The organism is Ruegeria sp. CK1, assembly GCF_056536545.1.
On the sequence record NZ_JBQFPX010000001.1, the window covers coordinates 332,973 to 348,872 of the forward strand.

Consider the following 15,900-nt stretch of genomic DNA (forward strand, 5'->3'; position numbering starts at 1 on the left):
GGGCAAGGGAAAGCAGCGCGCGCCAGGAGGTCGGCAAACCTTTCTTTGAAACTGGCCTTATCAGTGCGCAGTTGGGATCAATCCAGAATGGCGTCACGCACCCGGATCAGGCTGCGTTCATCCACGAAACGCGGGGTGGATTTCATGTAGTCTTGAAACGCGCGGCCATAGCCTTGCAGCAGCCAACGTTCTTCGTTCAGAACAAACAAGAAATAGATCACGAACAGCGCGGCTGCCAAGCCCAGCGTCACCCAGGACCCGCTGGCAATACCCAATCCTACCGTTGCCAGCACAGAGGTGACATATTGTGGATTGCGCGAGTAGGCGTACATCCCGCTGGTCACCAGCCCATCGCTTTCGCAATAGGTGTTGTCGAGGCCAAGAAATCGATAGCCCCAAAGCGTGATCCCAAACGACAGCAACATCACAGGTACACCGATCAGATACCGTACCCAGTGACCCCAGCCGTTCACCCAGACCTCTGACAAGGCAAAAATCACCGTGGCACCACAAAACAAACGGAACAGGCCAAAAGCCGTGTGGTGACGCCAACCGTTGGCGCTGGGCCACAGGCCGAGCCGTGGCAGACGTAGGTTTAGTGCGAGATAGGCGCTAAGCAGCAGAGCTGTGCCAATCGCTGACAATAAAGCAACCGCATGCAGTAGGTATATGACATGTTCCACATCGGGTTCCATTCAGGACAGGTTACCTTCTGACATGGGGCGATGTCTCGGCCCATGTGTTTCGCCGTAAACGCTGATTGTAACGGTTTTTGAAAACCGCCAACGAAAGCGCCTGGATTGCGCATTCAAATTCAATAGTGGCGCGAACAGCACTTTGGGAGTTTTCAAGCTCGAAAAATGTGGGGTTAATTTTGGGTTAATCTGCTCTTTTGTAGGATGCAGCGATGGTTTCGGTGTGACAGTTTCGGTGCATGAGAGTTAAGTGAAAAGCAAAGCCAGCTTCAACAACATGTTTATCCCATGCCCGCAACGTGGTGCGCTGCCTATATATGCAGTTGTTGCACAGGGCGTAATCGATGGCGTTTGATGTTTTACTCCACACCGTAAACGTTACCGGCCCGGGTGACTTGGTCGTTCAAAACACGACTGAGCCTGCAATTATTGACGGGCTAATGATCTCGTTTGACGGAGGTCTAACGTTTCAGTCCTACGAATACCTTGGCCAAGGTAACAGGAATGGCACGGGCGAGTCGGGTGAGTTCATTCGGGTCAATGGACAAGTGTACGCTTGGGACACCAACAACCCAACTGGCCCGATGTCTACAGGCAATTGGAAGATTACCGAGGGCGACCTTAACCCGGATAATCCACCGTGTTTTGTAGCTGGTACGCTTATCGAAACTGAAACAGGCCCACGACCTGTCGAAGACTTGGTCGTTGGCGACCGGGTTCTCGTGTCCAACGGCGAAACTCTGCCTATTGTTTGGATCGGAAAACGAACACTCAGCGCGCAGACATTGCGCTTCCAGCCAAAGTTTCGGCCTGTCCTGATCAAGCGCAACGCGTTTGGCAATGGTTTTCCAGACAGCAACCTGTGCGTGTCGCCGCAGCATCGGATCGTCATCGAAGGATGGCGGGCAGAGCTACTTTTTGGAGAGCAGATGGTGTTCGCTGCCGCGATCCATCTCGTCAACGATGATACGATCCGTCAGATGCAGCCAGATGACTCCGTGACGTATTATCACATCGCGTGTGAGCGACACTCCATTCTGACGTCTCATGGGTTGCGCAGCGAAAGTCTTTATCTTGGGGACAGAGTATTAAACTCTTTTGGCCGGGAAGACGTGGAAGAACTCTGCGCGCTTTTCCCTGAACTGACCGAAAGCGCGGCTGCAGGGAAAACCAGATTGCGCTGCCTGAACCGCCCCGAAGCACAAGCGCTACGGGGCATGTTTTCGCATTAGTGCGGACGCTATTTGAAGTTCCGGCTGTCCTTAATCTGATCCCAGGCCCAAACGACTTCTTGCAACTGTTCTTCTTGGCTTCGATCCCCGCCGTTCATGTCGGGGTGCAGAACCTTGATCAGCTTTTTATACGCTTTGCGAACCTCTGCCTTGGTCCAGCTATCGTTGGCTTCCAGTATCTCGATCGCGCGACGCTCGGTGGGGGGTAGACGACGACCACCACCGCCCGAAGTGCGGCCTTTGTTTTGCGTACTGTTCGCTCCCAAAACCTGATGCGGGTCTTCGATGCCCAGACGTGCCCAAGCGCGCGCTTCAGGGTCGCCCATCGGCTTGGTCTCGCGCTCCCAAACTTTGTCTTTCGAGCGCTGGGCGTTCATCTCAGCCTCGGTCGTGCCGTCGAAGAAGTTCCATTTCTGGTTATACTCACGCACGTGTTGCTGGCAGAACCAGTAGAAATCATCCAGAACATCAGGTGCCTTGGGTGCACGGAATTTTCCCGGCTCTTCGCACCCAGGGTGATCGCAGATTCGCACTGAAGTTTCGGATGCGCCTGACATCCCCCGACGACCGCGCGGATTTTTCTTTTTGGCGCTGGAAACGGACATATCGAATCCGAAGGGGTCTGACTTCACCATGCTCTGATCCTCAAGAACGCATCTTTTCGACTCGGAGGCAGCAGTTTAATCTAAGCAGCCAAAAGTAGAAGAGGGGGGCGGTAAATTTTTTACTGCTGAGCGAAAAAATGACCGTGACAGACGAAATCCGAACACGCTTGCAGGCTGCCTTTGATCCGCGCGAGCTTGAGGTTGTTGATGACAGCGAAAGCCATCGTGGCCACGCCGGGTATCAGGAAGGTGGCGAAAGCCATTTCAACGTCCGAATCCGCGCAAGCGCGTTTGAGGGCCAGTCTCGCGTCGCCCGCCACCGCGCAGTGCACAAGGCACTAGGCGATATCGTCCCGCGCATCCATGCGCTGGCGCTGGATATTGGAACATAGGGACAAGTCGACCCGTCGCCGAAGTTGCGCTAAAAAAGGAATATTTTTAGCGATACCGGAGTTGGTTGATGGAGTCGAAAAACCTAAGCGTCCTTAGCGCGTTTCCCGTGATTTTCTGGGCCAAAAGTTTGGACGGGATTTATATTTATGGGAATGACACGATCAATGCCTTTGCCGGGTGCGATGTGGTTGGCAAAAAAGACAGCGACTTGCCGTGGGCTGATACGGCCGACGCACTAGTGACACATGACGCCAAGGTCTATGAGTCCGGAAAACCCGGTTACATGCATGAATTGGTGCATAAATCTGCCAAAGGCGAGGCGACGCTGAACGTCTGTAAATGGCCAGGCGAGTTGGACGGCGTCCCCTGCACTTTGGGCATTTCTTTTGTGATCGAAGAGTAGGGCCGGGCTAAGACTTTTCCGAATGACGAAAATCAACCTGAGGGTTTTTTAAGGTCAGCGGCGGTTCTTTAACCTTTTCAGCGATCGGCTCAGGCGCTTGCACCATCTCGGGTCCCGGAACCGGTTGGGCCACTGGTGCGGCCTCGGGCGTTTCCGTCGGAACGGGCTCTGGAGCGGCTGCTTCTTCAATCGCGCGACGAAACACCAGCACGTTGCGCCAATTCACAGTTGATCCGGTCAAGCCTGCGCGCTCCTCGCTGGGGAGTAGCTCAGCGCGTTGATACTCCCAACCGTCCTGGCCCATCTGATTCAACAGCTGCTCGACCGAGACCGCAAACCGGTCTTCGGCGTTTTTCGCCCCCTTGGCTTTGGTGCCTTTTTGCGGGGCGGGGACAACTTTGTATTCGTAGCGTTGCATCAGATCTTCCTGGTTGCCGATCCTTGGCAATCTAACATGTTGGGGATTTTGGAAAAGTCATCATCTGGCGAAAAGAAAAAAAGGCGGGATTTTGTGCCAATCCCGCCAACTGTATTCGGTATTAGGTTAGGGTTACGAACCCAGCTTTTTGCTGACGAGTTCGTTTACCGCTTTGGGGTTGGCCTTGCCACCGGTCGCCTTCATCACCTGACCAACAAACCAACCCGCCAGTTTCGGGTTAACTTTGGCCTTCTCGACCTGCGCCGGGTTTGCGGCGATGATCTCGTCCAAGGCGGTCTCGATAGCGCCGGTATCGGTGACCTGTTTCATGCCGCGCTCTTCGACAATCTGCGCCGGGTCACCGCCCTCAGTATAGACGATCTCGAACAGATCCTTGGCGATCTTACCCGAGATGGCGTCTGAGGCGATCAGATCGATAATACCGCCGAGCCGTGCCGGCGTAACCGGAGACTCGGTGATGTCGTGGTCTTCCTTCTTCAGACGGCCGAACAATTCATTGATCACCCAGTTCGCGGCCAGCTTACCGTTGCGGCCCTTGGCGACCTCTTCGAAATAAGCGGCGGATTCCACCTCGGCGGTCAGCACCGATGCGTCATAATCGGTCAGGCCGAATTCGCTGATGAAGCGCGCTTTCTTGTCATCCGGCAGTTCAGGCAGGCTGTTTGCGATGTCGTCGACCCAAGCCTGCTCAATCTCAAGCGGCAGGAGGTCCGGATCGGGGAAATAGCGATAGTCATGCGCTTCTTCCTTGGACCGCATCGAGCGGGTCTCACCCTTGTCTGGATCGTACAGACGGGTTTCTTGATCGACCGTGCCACCGCCTTCAACGATGGCGATCTGACGGCGGGCTTCGACCTCAATCGCCTGTTGGATAAAGCGCATCGAGTTCATGTTCTTGATTTCGCAGCGTGTGCCGAGATGTGAAAAGTCCTGCGTTTCCTGATACTTTTCATAAGCACCGGGCAAGCAAATCGAAACGTTCACGTCCGCCCGCAGGTTGCCGTTCTGCATGTTGCCGTCGCACGTACCCAAATAGCGCATGATCTGACGCAGTTTGGCGATATAGGCGGCGGCTTCTTCCGGGCCGCGGATGTCGGGGCGGCTGACGATCTCCATCAGGCAGACACCAGTTCGGTTCAGGTCGACGAAGGACATATGCGGGTCCATGTCGTGGATCGACTTGCCCGCGTCCTGTTCCATGTGAATGCGTTCGATGCGGACCATGCGCGCCGTGCCGTCACCCATTTCCACCAGCACTTCGCCTTCGCCCACGATGGGGTGGTACAGCTGAGAAATCTGATAACCCTGCGGCAGGTCAGGGTAGAAATAGTTCTTGCGGTCAAAAGCCGACTTCAGGTTGATATCTGCTTTCAGGCCCAGACCGGTGCGAACGGCCTGTTCCACGCAGAACTCGTTGATCACCGGAAGCATCCCAGGCATCGCCGCGTCCACGAAGGCCACATTCGAGTTCGGCTCGGCCCCGAATTGGGTCGATGCACCGGAAAAAAGCTTGGCATTGGACGAGACCTGAGCGTGCACCTCCATCCCGATCACCAATTCCCAATCGTGCTTGGCCCCGGCAATGGTTTTGGGTTTGGGCATTTCGTATGTCAGGTCGAGCATGGCGCGCCTCTATTTCCGCAGAAGTCTAAGCCTGCGTATTAGGCGTGCCGCGCCAAAGGGGCAAGGGGGAATCAGTGCTGGGACAGGCGCAGACCAGCTGGTGTAAATGTCACGTCGATGCCACTGCCCAATTCTTCGCGGAACAGATCGCCAATAGCACGCAGCGCGTCGCGGTGACCGCGGGCGGCAAATCGTTCGGCTGAGTTGATGCGGACGGAGTTGTTGAAGCCACTGGCAGCATGCGCCCAGATCATCGGGTGCAGTTCGGTCAGGTGATCGCGGATCAGCCAATTGGCGGCCTCGTGAATCTGGGTGCGCACCAGATCGGCCTCTTCGCTCAGGCCCATTCGGCTCTGGATTGTGGTCGCGCAATAGGCCGCCAACATGTTGACCGTCTGCTGGTCTGGGCGGCGTTTCAGAATGTCGTGCATGCCCTCCAGGAAATACTCGACATCCAGCCGCGCGCAGGCCTCGTCATCCAGCGCGATGGCATCAAACTGAACCCAAGTGTAACCACCAGCACCCCAGATATCATGGGTGCGGGCCGCGTTGCGCAGGGCCTGAACTTCTAGCTCTTCGTAGCTGCCAAACCAACGAGGCAAGAGATGCGTGCCCATTGCGCGCATGTGGCGTTGGTTGTGCGGGTCCAAAGTGATCAGACGTTCATATTCCTCAGCCACGCGCAGATTTGTTTTGCGCTGGCCAGCCAGAAGGGCGCAGCCTGCCGCAGCGACCAATGGGCTGTCAGGTGCGACTTCACGGCACTTCGGCAAAAGGGCTGAAGCTCTGTCGAAATGTGCCGCGCATCGTGAACGGTGTAGCGGCGGTAGTACCGCGTTGGTAGCTGTCCCCCGCCACGCCCAGGCCAGATCGATGTGCGCAAGAGTAACAACCAAAGTGATCATCGGGTCATCTGGATGTGCGCGCATTTCGTCTTCAAGCTCGGAAATGCCACTTAACAAATCATATTCGCGCAGAGCGTTGAAATCCGTCAGGGCGTGCTCGACCGCCAGCACAACATCAGAGCGAGCGCCAAAGGCCAGCAGGTCCGCTATCGGAGTACCATCAGGAGCCGTGGCGCGCGCCTCATCCGCTTCGCGCATTTGTCGGGACAGTTCTGACCAAAGATCCTGCCGGACCAGCCTGCGCCCTTTTTCGATAATTTCGTGCGCAGCCAGATCTTCGTCTCGGGAATCTGCAAGAGGAATGTTGAGCTGCCCGCTGTCTGGCAGTGCCGCTGCAACAGGGCAATCCAAGACACGCAATTCTTGCGCGGGTTGATGGGAGTGGGCGTGATGCGCCTTGAAAAACCGAAACATGGCAGAACTCGAAACCGTAACAAACTGATGGTCGTGACAAAAACTGTACTCGTACTCCCCTTAAACTCAAGCTTGGCATAGGGAATTGGGCGCGTGTTGGTGGTTAATGGGTCGTGGCAGGGTGGATTGTTTCAAAAGATGGTAAAATGGTGACGCTTTACCCGCAGCGCGGCTTGTTGGAAGGCGGCCTCTAACTCGCTGTGATGCGGTGTTGATTCATCTGGCAATCGTATCCTCTTGCCAGACTTCAACACCAATGAGGTACGCACTGAAAAATCCCAACGTGTGTCAAGCCGAACGTGGTCTATATCGGCCAAGGCAACCAAACCCTCGCGGTTGCCCGAGAACCAACGTATTCCATCGTGATCCAAGGTCATCCCGGCTTGGGTGCCCTTCGCGATATCCCAAAGCGCGGGAAGAGTGGTCAACCCCAGCAAACCCACCAACCACCAAGCAGCGTCAAACAAGATCAACAGCGCGATCAGAACCGCGTAGACAAATCCCAAAATCAGAATGGTGCGCGGCGTCCGATTGTGGCGTGTAAAACTGTATGGGGTCATGCGCCGAGAATGCGAGATACCATTTCCGTGGTGTCGCGCGACAAGTTCGCAGTGTCGGCGATCCTTTTCAGCTGATCACGGATAAGGCCTTGGCGGTTTGTGTCATATCGCTTCCATGTCTGGAATGCAGAACACATCCGCGCCGTGGTCTGCGGGTTCACCGGGTCAAGTTGGATCAGCCAATCAGCCAGCAATGAATAGCCAGCCCCGTCCGAGCGATGGAAGCCTGCATGGTTCATCGCAAGTGCCCCCATCACCGCACGGAACCGATTTGGATTTTTCCAATTGAAGTCAGCGTGTTCGGTAAGCGTTTGGGCGATGTCTGCCGTAGCTTCCGGGGCGGACATCGAAACTTGCAGAGCAAACCACTTGTCCATCACCAGACGATCATGCTGCCACTGATCATAGAAAGCGGACAGCTCAACCTGACCTTTCCCTGCGCGGAGCAGACAAGAAAGGGCGGTCAGTTGCAGGGTCATGTTGTCGGCGGCTAAGTACTCCTCGGCCGCTTTGGCACCGCCATCCAGGCGCGATGTCAGCGACAAGGCCGCGTTGCCAAGGGCGCGCTTACCAGCCTGTTCGGCGTCCGGATTGAAGGGTTCCTCGATCAGCGCTTCACTGTGTAGTCTTGGCAGCAAATCCTGGACGTGCTGTGCCGTGGCTTGACGCAGAGTTTCAACAGCGGCCCAGATAGCCATTGGATCGGGGGTGTCTCCTCCGTCAAACAAGGCCGCAGCAAGTTCGGATTGCGTGGGCAGGCCCAACATCAACGCACGGTATGCCGGGTCCAGTTGGTCATCTCGAAGAACCGACAGAACACCGTCCAGATAGTCAGCGCTGGGCGCTTTATCTTCGCGGATCATGCGCAACAGCGTATCTTGCGATAAAGACCGCCCCGCCTGCCATCGGTTGAAAGGATCGGTGTCGTGGGCCAACAGGAATGCACGTTCAGCGTCCGAGTGGTCGTGCTCTAATATGACCGGAGCGGAAAAATCGCGCAGGATAGAGGCAATGGGTTTCGCAGTCAGACCGGTGAATTGGAAACTTTGCTCAACCTCAGTCAATTCCAGCACCTCGGTCGCGCGCACCTCATCCCCGTTTGCCCCCAAAAGGCCGACCGCCACCGGGATCACCTGCGGCAGTTTCTTGGTCTGACAGGGTGTTGGCTCGGTGCGCTGCGAAAGCGTCAGTGTGTATGTACCGTCGTTCCAATCTTCTGTGACGGAAACACGTGGCGTCCCAGACTGGCTATACCAGCGTTTGAACTGTGTCAGATCGCGGCCCGTCGTATCCTCGAACACCTTGATCCAGTCTTCGATGGTGCAAGCTTGCCCGTCGTGGCGGTCGAAATATAAATTCAGTGCCTCTGCGTAAGCCTCATCACCGACCAGCCGCTTGAGCATGCCAATCACTTCGGCGCCTTTTTCATAGACAGTGGCGGTGTAGAAATTGTTGATTTCCTGAAAGCTTTCGGGTCGGACAGGGTGTGACAAAGGTCCGTTGTCTTCGGGGAACTGCCGTGCACGCAGGTCTATTGCATCGTGGATACGCTTTACCGGGGCCGAACGTATGTCCGACGTGAACTGCGCGTCGCGGAACACCGTCAAACCTTCTTTCAGACACAGCTGAAACCAGTCGCGACAGGTGATGCGATTGCCTGTCCAGTTGTGGAAATATTCGTGGGCAATGATCGCCTCGATACGCTCAAAATTGGCATCTGTAGAAGTTTCGGGGCTGGCCAGAACCGCTGAGGAGTTGAAAATGTTTAGCCCCTTGTTCTCCATTGCGCCCATATTGAAGTCATCAACGGCCACAATGTTGAACACATCCAGATCGTATTCGCGGCCATAGACGTCTTCGTCCCATTTCATCGATTTCTTCAAGGCTTCCATGCCAAAAGCACATTTGCCTTCGTCGCCCGGACGGACCCAAAGGTTCAACTCAACCTCACGCCCTGACTTGGTGGTGAATTCCCCTGGGTGAGCAATAAGATCACCAGCGACCAGCGCGAACAGATAGGCGGGTTTGGGCCACGGGTCGTTCCACTCGGCCCAGCCTTCGCCTTTGCCCGAAGGGTTGCCGTTGGACAGTAGGACAGGAAGGTCGCCGTTGATACGCACAGTGAAGGTAGACATCACGTCGGGGCGATCAGGGTAATAGGTGATTTTTCGAAAACCCTCAGCCTCGCATTGGGTGCAATACATGCCGTTCGACATATAAAGCCCTTCAAGGGCAGTGTTGTTACCGGGATCGATTTCGACGACCGCCTCCCAGACAAAAGGCGCGTCGGGCACGTTTGCGGTTAAGCCCTTGTCTGTAACGTCAGGGGTGATCTCGACCCCGTCGATAACGGCGCGGATCAGGGTCAAATCTTCTCCGTGCAGGAAAAAGGTGCGGTCTGTCGCATCAGGATTTGGGCGGAAGGCAATGCGCGAGGTGACGCGGGTTGCATGATCGGCCAGGTCAAAGGTCAGATGCACGCTGTCCACGAGGTAACCAAAGGGAGTGTAGTCTTTCAGGTAGATTGTGCTTGGGGCAGCGTCACGCATTGGGGGCCTCGTTCCGGTTCGTGTCTGGCGCGACGTTATGAGTTGCGGCGATGGGCTGCAAGTCAGGCAGTCGCACAAACCAATTCGGGCATTGGGTACATGAATTTTCCACATTGAAGCGCACTATTGCCAGATCAAATACCCAAGATGAGTTGCCTATCGGAAACAACCGCTCTAATTGGAGATTGCATACAGTGGCGTACAAAGCGCGGGGGAGGACCAGAATGAGCAGCAGAGAAACCCGGAACGGATTGCAGATCGCAGTTGAACTGGTGGATTTCATCGAAAACCGGGCGCTGCCGGGAACAGGCATTTCTTCAGTGGATTTTTGGTCGGGCATGTCGCGCATGGTCGAGGAGCTGGGGCCGAAGAACAAAGCATTGCTGGGTAAACGTACCGAGATCCAAGGTCGCCTCGATGGCTGGCATTTGGCCAACAAAGGGCAGGACCACGACGCCGCTGATTATCAGGCTTTCCTGCGCGAGATTGGCTATCTGGTCGGCGAGGGCGAGGCATTCCAAATCGAAACCGCAAATGTCGACCCTGAAATTGCGCTGATCCCCGGGCCACAATTGGTCGTACCAATCACCAACGCCCGTTTTGCCCTGAATGCAGCCAATGCGCGCTGGGGCAGCCTGTACGACGCGCTTTATGGCACAGACGCCATGGGCGATCTGCCCCCGGCCGGCGCATACGATACCCAGCGCGGTGAGCGTGTAATTGGGTGGGCTAAAGCTTTCCTTGATGATGCAGTGCCGCTGGCCCAAGGGTCTTGGGTGGACGTTACCGATCTGCACGTTGAAGGCGGTGCACTTGTTCCGGCCTTGGCCAACACTGATCAGTTCGTGGGTTTTGGTGGCGCTGCAGACAAGCCGGAGTTCGTGCTACTTAAAAATAACGGGCTTCACGTGCAAATTATGATCGATCCGAACAGCGATATCGGGTCCTCCGATCCGGCAGGTATTGCGGACGTCCGCTTGGAATCCGCGCTGTCTACGATCATGGATTGCGAGGATTCTGTTGCGTGCGTTGACGCAGAGGACAAGGTTGTCGCTTATGACAACTGGCTTGGCCTGATGAAAGGCGACCTGACCGAGGAAATCACCAAGGGCGGCAAAACCTTTACCCGCAAGCTGGCGGATGACGTAAAATACACCACCGCTGGCGGCGAAGAGGCTACCTTGAAAGGTCGCTCGCTGATGTTGGTGCGCAACGTGGGTCATCTGATGACCAACCCCGCTGTTTTGGATGGGGCCGGTAATGAGATCGGAGAGGGCTTGATGGACGCGCTCTGCACCACTCTGATCGCCATGCATGACCTTCAGCGCGAGGGCGGCAACTCGGTCGCAGGCTCGGTCTATGTGGTGAAACCCAAGATGCACGGTCCCGAGGAAGTTGCCTTTTCAGTCGAAATCTTTGACATGGTCGAAGACATCCTCGGCCTGCCACGCGACACCGTGAAGCTGGGCATCATGGATGAAGAGCGCCGTACGTCGGTTAACCTTAAGGAATGTATCCGCGCCGCGAAATCACGTGTTGCTTTCATCAATACTGGCTTTCTGGACCGCACTGGGGATGAGATTCATACCTCGATGGAAGCAGGCCCGATGCTGCCCAAGGGAGACATCAAGAACACGCCATGGATTGCGTCATACGAGGATCGCAATGTCGATATCGGTTTGGCTTGCGGCCTGAAGGGCAAGGCGCAGATCGGTAAAGGTATGTGGGCGATGCCGGATCGGATGGGCGAAATGCTAGAGGCCAAAATCGGCCACCCACAAGCGGGCGCAACCTGTGCTTGGGTGCCATCGCCGACCGCAGCGACCCTGCATGCCACGCACTATCACAAGGTCAATGTGCTGGATCGTCAGGACGAGATTGCCGCTGATGGCGCACGTGGCACGCTTGAAGACTTGCTAACCATTCCTTTGCTGGGTGGTCGCAATCTCAGCAGTAATGAGATCACGCGCGAGATCGAAAACAATGCCCAGGGAATCTTGGGTTATGTTGTGCGCTGGATCGATCAAGGTGTGGGGTGCTCGAAAGTACCGGACATCAACGATATTGGCCTGATGGAAGATCGGGCCACCTGTAGAATTTCCAGTCAAGCACTGGCCAACTGGCTGTACCACGATGTCGTCAGCGAAGAGCAGGTGATGTCGGCGATGCGCAAAATGGCCGGCGTGGTGGATCGCCAAAATGAAAACGATCCCGATTATAAGCCTATGGCGCCTGATTTCGACGGTATTGCGTTTCAAGCTGCTTGCGATCTAGTTTTCAAGGGCCGCATTCAACCCTCAGGCTATACCGAACCGGTTCTACACGCCCGCCGTTTGGAACTGAAAGCCAGCCTATAAACCCCAAAAACGAGAGTCTTCATCATGGCAGTTACGTTGCGCAAAGCCCGCACGATCATCCGTAAAACCCTTGAAAAAGCGCACGAGATGGAACTGAAACCCCTTTCGGTCGTTGTGCTGGACGCCGGGGGCCACGTCCTAGCGTTCGAGCGTGAAGACGGTGCCGCGCCGGGTCGGTTTTCGATTGCGCATGGCAAGGCCTATGGTTCGGTCATGCTGGGGCTGGCGGGGACTGCTCAGATGCAGCGGGCTGAAGCACAGGCCTATTTCATGGCCGCCGTGAATGGCGTCTATGGTGGTCAGGTCGTGCCGGTTCCGGGCGGTATTCTGTTGCGGGATCGCAAGGGCGCAGTGATCGGTGCAGTGGGTGTTACCGGGGATACATCAGATAATGACGCTGTTGCAGGAATGACCGGAATTGAGGCAGCGGGCCTGATTGGCGAAATCTGACGTTGATCAGCATTCCAGGGTGATTTTCGGAAGGTTTTCCCGTTTTTTGCCGGTGATCGTTACAGCGTTCTTCAATTTGGCCAAAATCCAGAACGATATGTGCATGATTGAACACGTCCTTGCGCTGTCACGCAGGGCGTGTTTTGTTGCACGTTCCTTTTGCTGCAGATACCTTTCTTGTTAAGCAAAGAAACCACAAGGAATATGGAATGTCTCGGCCTGTCGTCGGTATCATCGGCAACTCTTATCTTGTGAACGATGAATATCCGACTCATGCGGGTGGTACGATGAACTCTGAGGCCGTGGCGAACGTATCGCACTGCCTTCCATTGCTGATTCCCTCGGACCCTCGCTTCGTCGCGGTAGAGGAGTTGTTGAAAGTCTGTGACGGCTTTCTGCTGACAGGGGGGCGCCCGAACGTGCATCCCGAGGAATATGGCGAAGACGCCACTGAAGCCCATGGTGAGTTCGACCGGGCGCGGGATGCGATCACGCTGCCTTTGGTCCGTGCCTGTGTTGAGCGGGGCCAGCCATTCATGGGAATCTGTCGGGGATTTCAGGAAGTCAACGTGGCAATGGGTGGGACGCTCTATCCCGAGATCCGAGACCTGCCGGGCCGCATGAACCATCGCATGCCCCCAGACGGCACGCTGGAGGAAAAGTTCGCTCTGCGTCATGTAGTGACTTTGAACGAGGGCGGCGCTTTTCACCGACTGTTCGGCGCGCCTGAAGTGATGACCAACACACTGCACGGGCAGGGCATTAAGACGGTCGGTGATCGCGTAGTGATTGATGGGCATGCGCCTGACGGCACGCCCGAGGCTATTTACATAAAAGATACCCCCGGTTTCACTATGTCCGTGCAATGGCACCCTGAGTGGGACGCGATCAATGACCCGGTCTCACGTCCCTTGTTCGAGGCGTTTGGTGAAGCCGTTCGCGCTTGGGCGTCGGGGTCGAACGCAGGTCTGCTGCAACAAACCGCTTAAACTTCGCACCGGACCGCGAGAGGGGACGGGGCCGGTGCGGCACGATCATATCAGAAGATCGAACTGATTGATCAGCGGCAAATTGCGGGCGCGCTCTCCGGTCAGGTCGAACAGCGCATTGCCAAGTGCGGGCATCGATGGAGGCGTGCCGGGTTCCCCTGCGCCACCCATATGACGGTTGGTTTCCAACACACGAACCTCAACTTGCGGAGCAGTGTGCATGCGCAGCGCGTCGTAGTCGGGGAAGTTGTATTGTTCGACCTCGCCTTCGGAAAACGTGATCTCGCCGTAGCAGGCTGCGGAAAGGCCATACATCATGCCACCGAACATCTGTGCCTTGACGTTTTCAGGGTCCAATGCCAGCCCCATGTCGCAGGCAATCCATGCTTTATTGATGCGGATGGTGCCATCTTCGTCGACCACTTCGATTACCTGAGCGACAGGAGTGCCGAAGCTGTAGGTGAAGGCCACGCCGCGCCCGACACCATCGGGGGTCTGACCGGTCCAACCCGACATTTCTTTCACAGCCTCCAAGCACCCAGCCGAAGGGGCGTGTTCGGATTTCATCAGTTCCAGCCGGAATTCCAGAGGGTCCTGTCCAGCGGCGTGGGCCATTTCGTCCATGAACGTTTCATGGAAGAACCCGTTGTGGCTGTTGCCTACTGACCGCCAAAAGCCAACCGGGACGTCCAGTTTGGCAATATGGCCGCTCATCCTATAGTTCGGGATTGCATAAGGCTGGTTGAAAAAGCCTTCGACCAGCACCTTGTCTGGACCTGCGCCGGGCATTCCGGTGTACCGCGTCACTGCTTGTTGCGTGCAGGATTGCGCCGCCACCTTGCCGTCGATCAGTACCGCTTTGCCGTCTTTCACAGCGCCGCGCATCCGTGCGATTGCGCCGGGGCGATAGTAATCATGCCGCATGTCCTCTTCACGGCTCCACGTGGTTTGTACGGGGGTGCCTGGTACAGCCATCGCGACCTTGGTGGCGATCTCGCCGAAATCTAATTCTCCCCGACGCCCAAAGCCGCCGCCTAGGTAAGTCGTGTGGATCTGCACAGCTTCGGTGTCCAGGCCCGCCGTATTGGCGACACGGAACCGGATCAGGGTGGGGGCTTGATTGCCGCACCAGAGTTCCAACGCGTCCCCGGTATATAGAGCGGTGGCGTTCATCGGCTCCATTGTGGCGTGGGCCAGATAAGGTAGCTGATATTCAGCGGTGATTTCAGTAGCACCCTCAGGTGTCACGTCGACATCGCCGTCATCTCGCATGGTCGAGTTCGGAGCGTCGTCAAAGGCCTCGGCAATCTTTGCGAATATGCCATCCGTTTCAGGTGGGTAAGGCGCATCATCCCAATCCACCTCGATCGCTTCAACCGCCTGATTGGCGAGCCAAGTGTTATCGGCAATCACCGCAACGCCGGTGCCCAAATCGACGATCTTTTCGACCCCCGGCATGGATTTTGCCGCGCTGTCGTCAAAGCCGTTCATATCGCCGCCTAGCTTTGGGTTCATCCGAACGGCTGCGAACTTCATGCCGGGAAGGCGGACGTCGACGCCGAATTCGGCTGTGCCGGTTGCCTTTTCGACCATATCCAGGCGTGGTTGGGTCTGGCCAAGATAGCGCCACTCGGACGGATCGCGCAGGGGTACGTCGACCGGTTCAAGCGCTGCCGCATCCTCGGCAAGATCAGTGTAGGCGATTTTCTCTCCGTTCGGCGCGATGACATGGCCGGATGCGGTTTTCAGTTCGGTTGAATCAACGCCCAAACGGCTAGCTGCAGCACGTTTTAACGTCTCACGAGCCGAAGCTCCGGCCTGGCGCATCCGCTCGAACCCGTCTTTCATCGAGGTCGATCCACCGGTGACCTGAAGACTCAGCGCCTTGCCGAGAACCCCCAGCGCCTCACCTAGATTGTGCTGGAAATTCGAAATGTCATAGCCCTTGTTTGGCAACCCTTCACCCACCAGCGCCGAATTGTAGTAGGCCGCCGCGGCCGGACCATGCAGAACGGTTATCTGATCCAGATCCACGTCCAGTTCTTCGGCAATCAAAGCAGCCCACGTCGTGTGCACGCCCTGTCCCATCTCAGCCCTGGGGGCGAACAGGGTAACGCCATTCTGGTCGATCAAAACAAAGGGGTTTAGCGCTGCTTGGCCTTCGCCGGGTTTTAGAGGGTTCGCGGCTGGTCTGCTGACGTAGTAAGCGCCGAACGCCACGCCGCCAACAATTGCGGCAGAGCCGATCAAAAAAGTACGGCGGAGGATTTTCCCAACAGAAGCCAT

General features: G+C 56.3%; 14 protein-coding genes. 6 read left to right on the forward strand and 8 right to left on the reverse strand.

What is annotated here, in order from left to right:
- Positions 1-77: 77 nt before the first annotated feature.
- Positions 78-683 carry a methyltransferase family protein gene (locus ACR0L3_RS01665; protein WP_480743128.1) on the reverse strand — a complete coding sequence of 202 codons (606 nt, stop codon included), beginning with the start codon at positions 681-683 and terminating at the stop codon, positions 78-80.
- A gap of 356 nt (positions 684-1,039) precedes the next feature.
- On the opposite strand from ACR0L3_RS01665, the gene ACR0L3_RS01670 reads away from it, so the two are divergent.
- Entirely contained in the window at positions 1,040-1,927 is an 888-nt protein-coding gene (locus ACR0L3_RS01670) for a Hint domain-containing protein (RefSeq protein ID WP_480743129.1), read from the forward strand.
- 8 nt (positions 1,928-1,935) lie between these two features.
- Here ACR0L3_RS01670 and ACR0L3_RS01675 read toward each other — a convergent pair whose 3' ends face one another.
- Complete coding sequence (locus ACR0L3_RS01675) at positions 1,936-2,562, reverse strand: J domain-containing protein (protein WP_480743131.1); 627 nt, start codon at positions 2,560-2,562, stop codon at positions 1,936-1,938.
- Between the two features lie 107 nt (positions 2,563-2,669).
- Here ACR0L3_RS01675 and ACR0L3_RS01680 point away from each other — a divergent pair, with 107 nt between their 5' ends.
- Positions 2,670-2,924, forward strand: coding sequence for a BolA family protein (locus tag ACR0L3_RS01680; RefSeq protein ID WP_480743133.1), 255 nt, complete (start codon positions 2,670-2,672; stop codon positions 2,922-2,924).
- Between the two features lie 68 nt (positions 2,925-2,992).
- Positions 2,993-3,328: a hypothetical protein gene (locus ACR0L3_RS01685; RefSeq protein WP_480743135.1), complete on the forward strand. Its 336-nt coding sequence runs from the start codon at positions 2,993-2,995 to the stop codon at positions 3,326-3,328.
- A gap of 7 nt (positions 3,329-3,335) precedes the next feature.
- Here the strand turns inward: ACR0L3_RS01685 and ACR0L3_RS01690 are convergent, their stop codons facing one another.
- From ACR0L3_RS01690 to pepN, 5 genes are all read right to left on the reverse strand, one after another.
- Positions 3,336-3,746, reverse strand: coding sequence for a DUF4177 domain-containing protein (locus ACR0L3_RS01690; protein WP_480743136.1), 411 nt, complete (start codon positions 3,744-3,746; stop codon positions 3,336-3,338).
- Positions 3,747-3,878: 132 nt separating this feature from the next.
- Positions 3,879-5,390, reverse strand: a complete 1,512-nt coding sequence (gatB, locus tag ACR0L3_RS01695; protein ID WP_480743137.1) for an Asp-tRNA(Asn)/Glu-tRNA(Gln) amidotransferase subunit GatB — start codon at positions 5,388-5,390, stop codon at positions 3,879-3,881.
- Positions 5,391-5,461: 71 nt separating this feature from the next.
- Positions 5,462-6,709: a hypothetical protein gene (locus ACR0L3_RS01700; protein ID WP_480743139.1), complete on the reverse strand. Its 1,248-nt coding sequence runs from the start codon at positions 6,707-6,709 to the stop codon at positions 5,462-5,464.
- 131 nt (positions 6,710-6,840) lie between these two features.
- Positions 6,841-7,269, reverse strand: coding sequence for a hypothetical protein (locus ACR0L3_RS01705; protein ID WP_480743141.1), 429 nt, complete (start codon positions 7,267-7,269; stop codon positions 6,841-6,843).
- Positions 7,266-9,818, reverse strand: coding sequence for an aminopeptidase N (gene pepN, locus ACR0L3_RS01710; RefSeq protein WP_480743142.1), 2,553 nt, complete (start codon positions 9,816-9,818; stop codon positions 7,266-7,268). The genes ACR0L3_RS01705 and pepN overlap by 4 nt, the downstream gene beginning before the upstream one ends.
- Before the next feature lie 224 nt (positions 9,819-10,042).
- On the opposite strand from pepN, the gene ACR0L3_RS01715 reads away from it, so the two are divergent.
- From ACR0L3_RS01715 to ACR0L3_RS01725, 3 genes are all read left to right on the forward strand, one after another.
- Positions 10,043-12,175, forward strand: coding sequence for a malate synthase G (locus ACR0L3_RS01715; RefSeq protein ID WP_480743144.1), 2,133 nt, complete (start codon positions 10,043-10,045; stop codon positions 12,173-12,175).
- Between the two features lie 24 nt (positions 12,176-12,199).
- On the forward strand, positions 12,200-12,625 hold the full coding sequence (locus ACR0L3_RS01720) for a GlcG/HbpS family heme-binding protein (protein ID WP_480743145.1): 426 nt from the start codon (positions 12,200-12,202) through the stop codon (positions 12,623-12,625).
- Positions 12,626-12,834: 209 nt separating this feature from the next.
- Complete coding sequence (locus ACR0L3_RS01725) at positions 12,835-13,614, forward strand: gamma-glutamyl-gamma-aminobutyrate hydrolase family protein (protein WP_480743146.1); 780 nt, start codon at positions 12,835-12,837, stop codon at positions 13,612-13,614.
- 45 nt (positions 13,615-13,659) lie between these two features.
- Here ACR0L3_RS01725 and ACR0L3_RS01730 read toward each other — a convergent pair whose 3' ends face one another.
- A complete protein-coding gene (locus ACR0L3_RS01730) occupies positions 13,660-15,900 on the reverse strand; it encodes a xanthine dehydrogenase family protein molybdopterin-binding subunit (RefSeq protein WP_480743148.1) in 2,241 nt (746 codons plus the stop codon).

What these genes read in the sequence shown, in the direction of transcription:
- ACR0L3_RS01670 (WP_480743129.1), top strand. Translation starts at nt 1,040, where the DNA reads ATGGCGTTTGATGTTTTACTCCACACCGTAAACGTTACCGGCCCGGGT.
- ACR0L3_RS01675 (WP_480743131.1), bottom strand. Translation starts at nt 2,562, where the DNA reads ATGGTGAAGTCAGACCCCTTCGGATTCGATATGTCCGTTTCCAGCGCC.
- ACR0L3_RS01680 (WP_480743133.1), top strand. Translation starts at nt 2,670, where the DNA reads ATGACCGTGACAGACGAAATCCGAACACGCTTGCAGGCTGCCTTTGAT.
- ACR0L3_RS01685 (WP_480743135.1), top strand. Translation starts at nt 2,993, where the DNA reads ATGGAGTCGAAAAACCTAAGCGTCCTTAGCGCGTTTCCCGTGATTTTC.
- ACR0L3_RS01690 (WP_480743136.1), bottom strand. Translation starts at nt 3,746, where the DNA reads ATGCAACGCTACGAATACAAAGTTGTCCCCGCCCCGCAAAAAGGCACC.
- gatB (WP_480743137.1), bottom strand. Translation starts at nt 5,390, where the DNA reads ATGCTCGACCTGACATACGAAATGCCCAAACCCAAAACCATTGCCGGG.
- ACR0L3_RS01700 (WP_480743139.1), bottom strand. Translation starts at nt 6,709, where the DNA reads ATGTTTCGGTTTTTCAAGGCGCATCACGCCCACTCCCATCAACCCGCG.
- ACR0L3_RS01705 (WP_480743141.1), bottom strand. Translation starts at nt 7,269, where the DNA reads ATGACCCCATACAGTTTTACACGCCACAATCGGACGCCGCGCACCATT.
- pepN (WP_480743142.1), bottom strand. Translation starts at nt 9,818, where the DNA reads ATGCGTGACGCTGCCCCAAGCACAATCTACCTGAAAGACTACACTCCC.
- ACR0L3_RS01715 (WP_480743144.1), top strand. Translation starts at nt 10,043, where the DNA reads ATGAGCAGCAGAGAAACCCGGAACGGATTGCAGATCGCAGTTGAACTG.
- ACR0L3_RS01720 (WP_480743145.1), top strand. Translation starts at nt 12,200, where the DNA reads ATGGCAGTTACGTTGCGCAAAGCCCGCACGATCATCCGTAAAACCCTT.
- ACR0L3_RS01725 (WP_480743146.1), top strand. Translation starts at nt 12,835, where the DNA reads ATGTCTCGGCCTGTCGTCGGTATCATCGGCAACTCTTATCTTGTGAAC.
- ACR0L3_RS01730 (WP_480743148.1), bottom strand. Translation starts at nt 15,900, where the DNA reads ATGGCTTCTGTTGGGAAAATCCTCCGCCGTACTTTTTTGATCGGCTCT.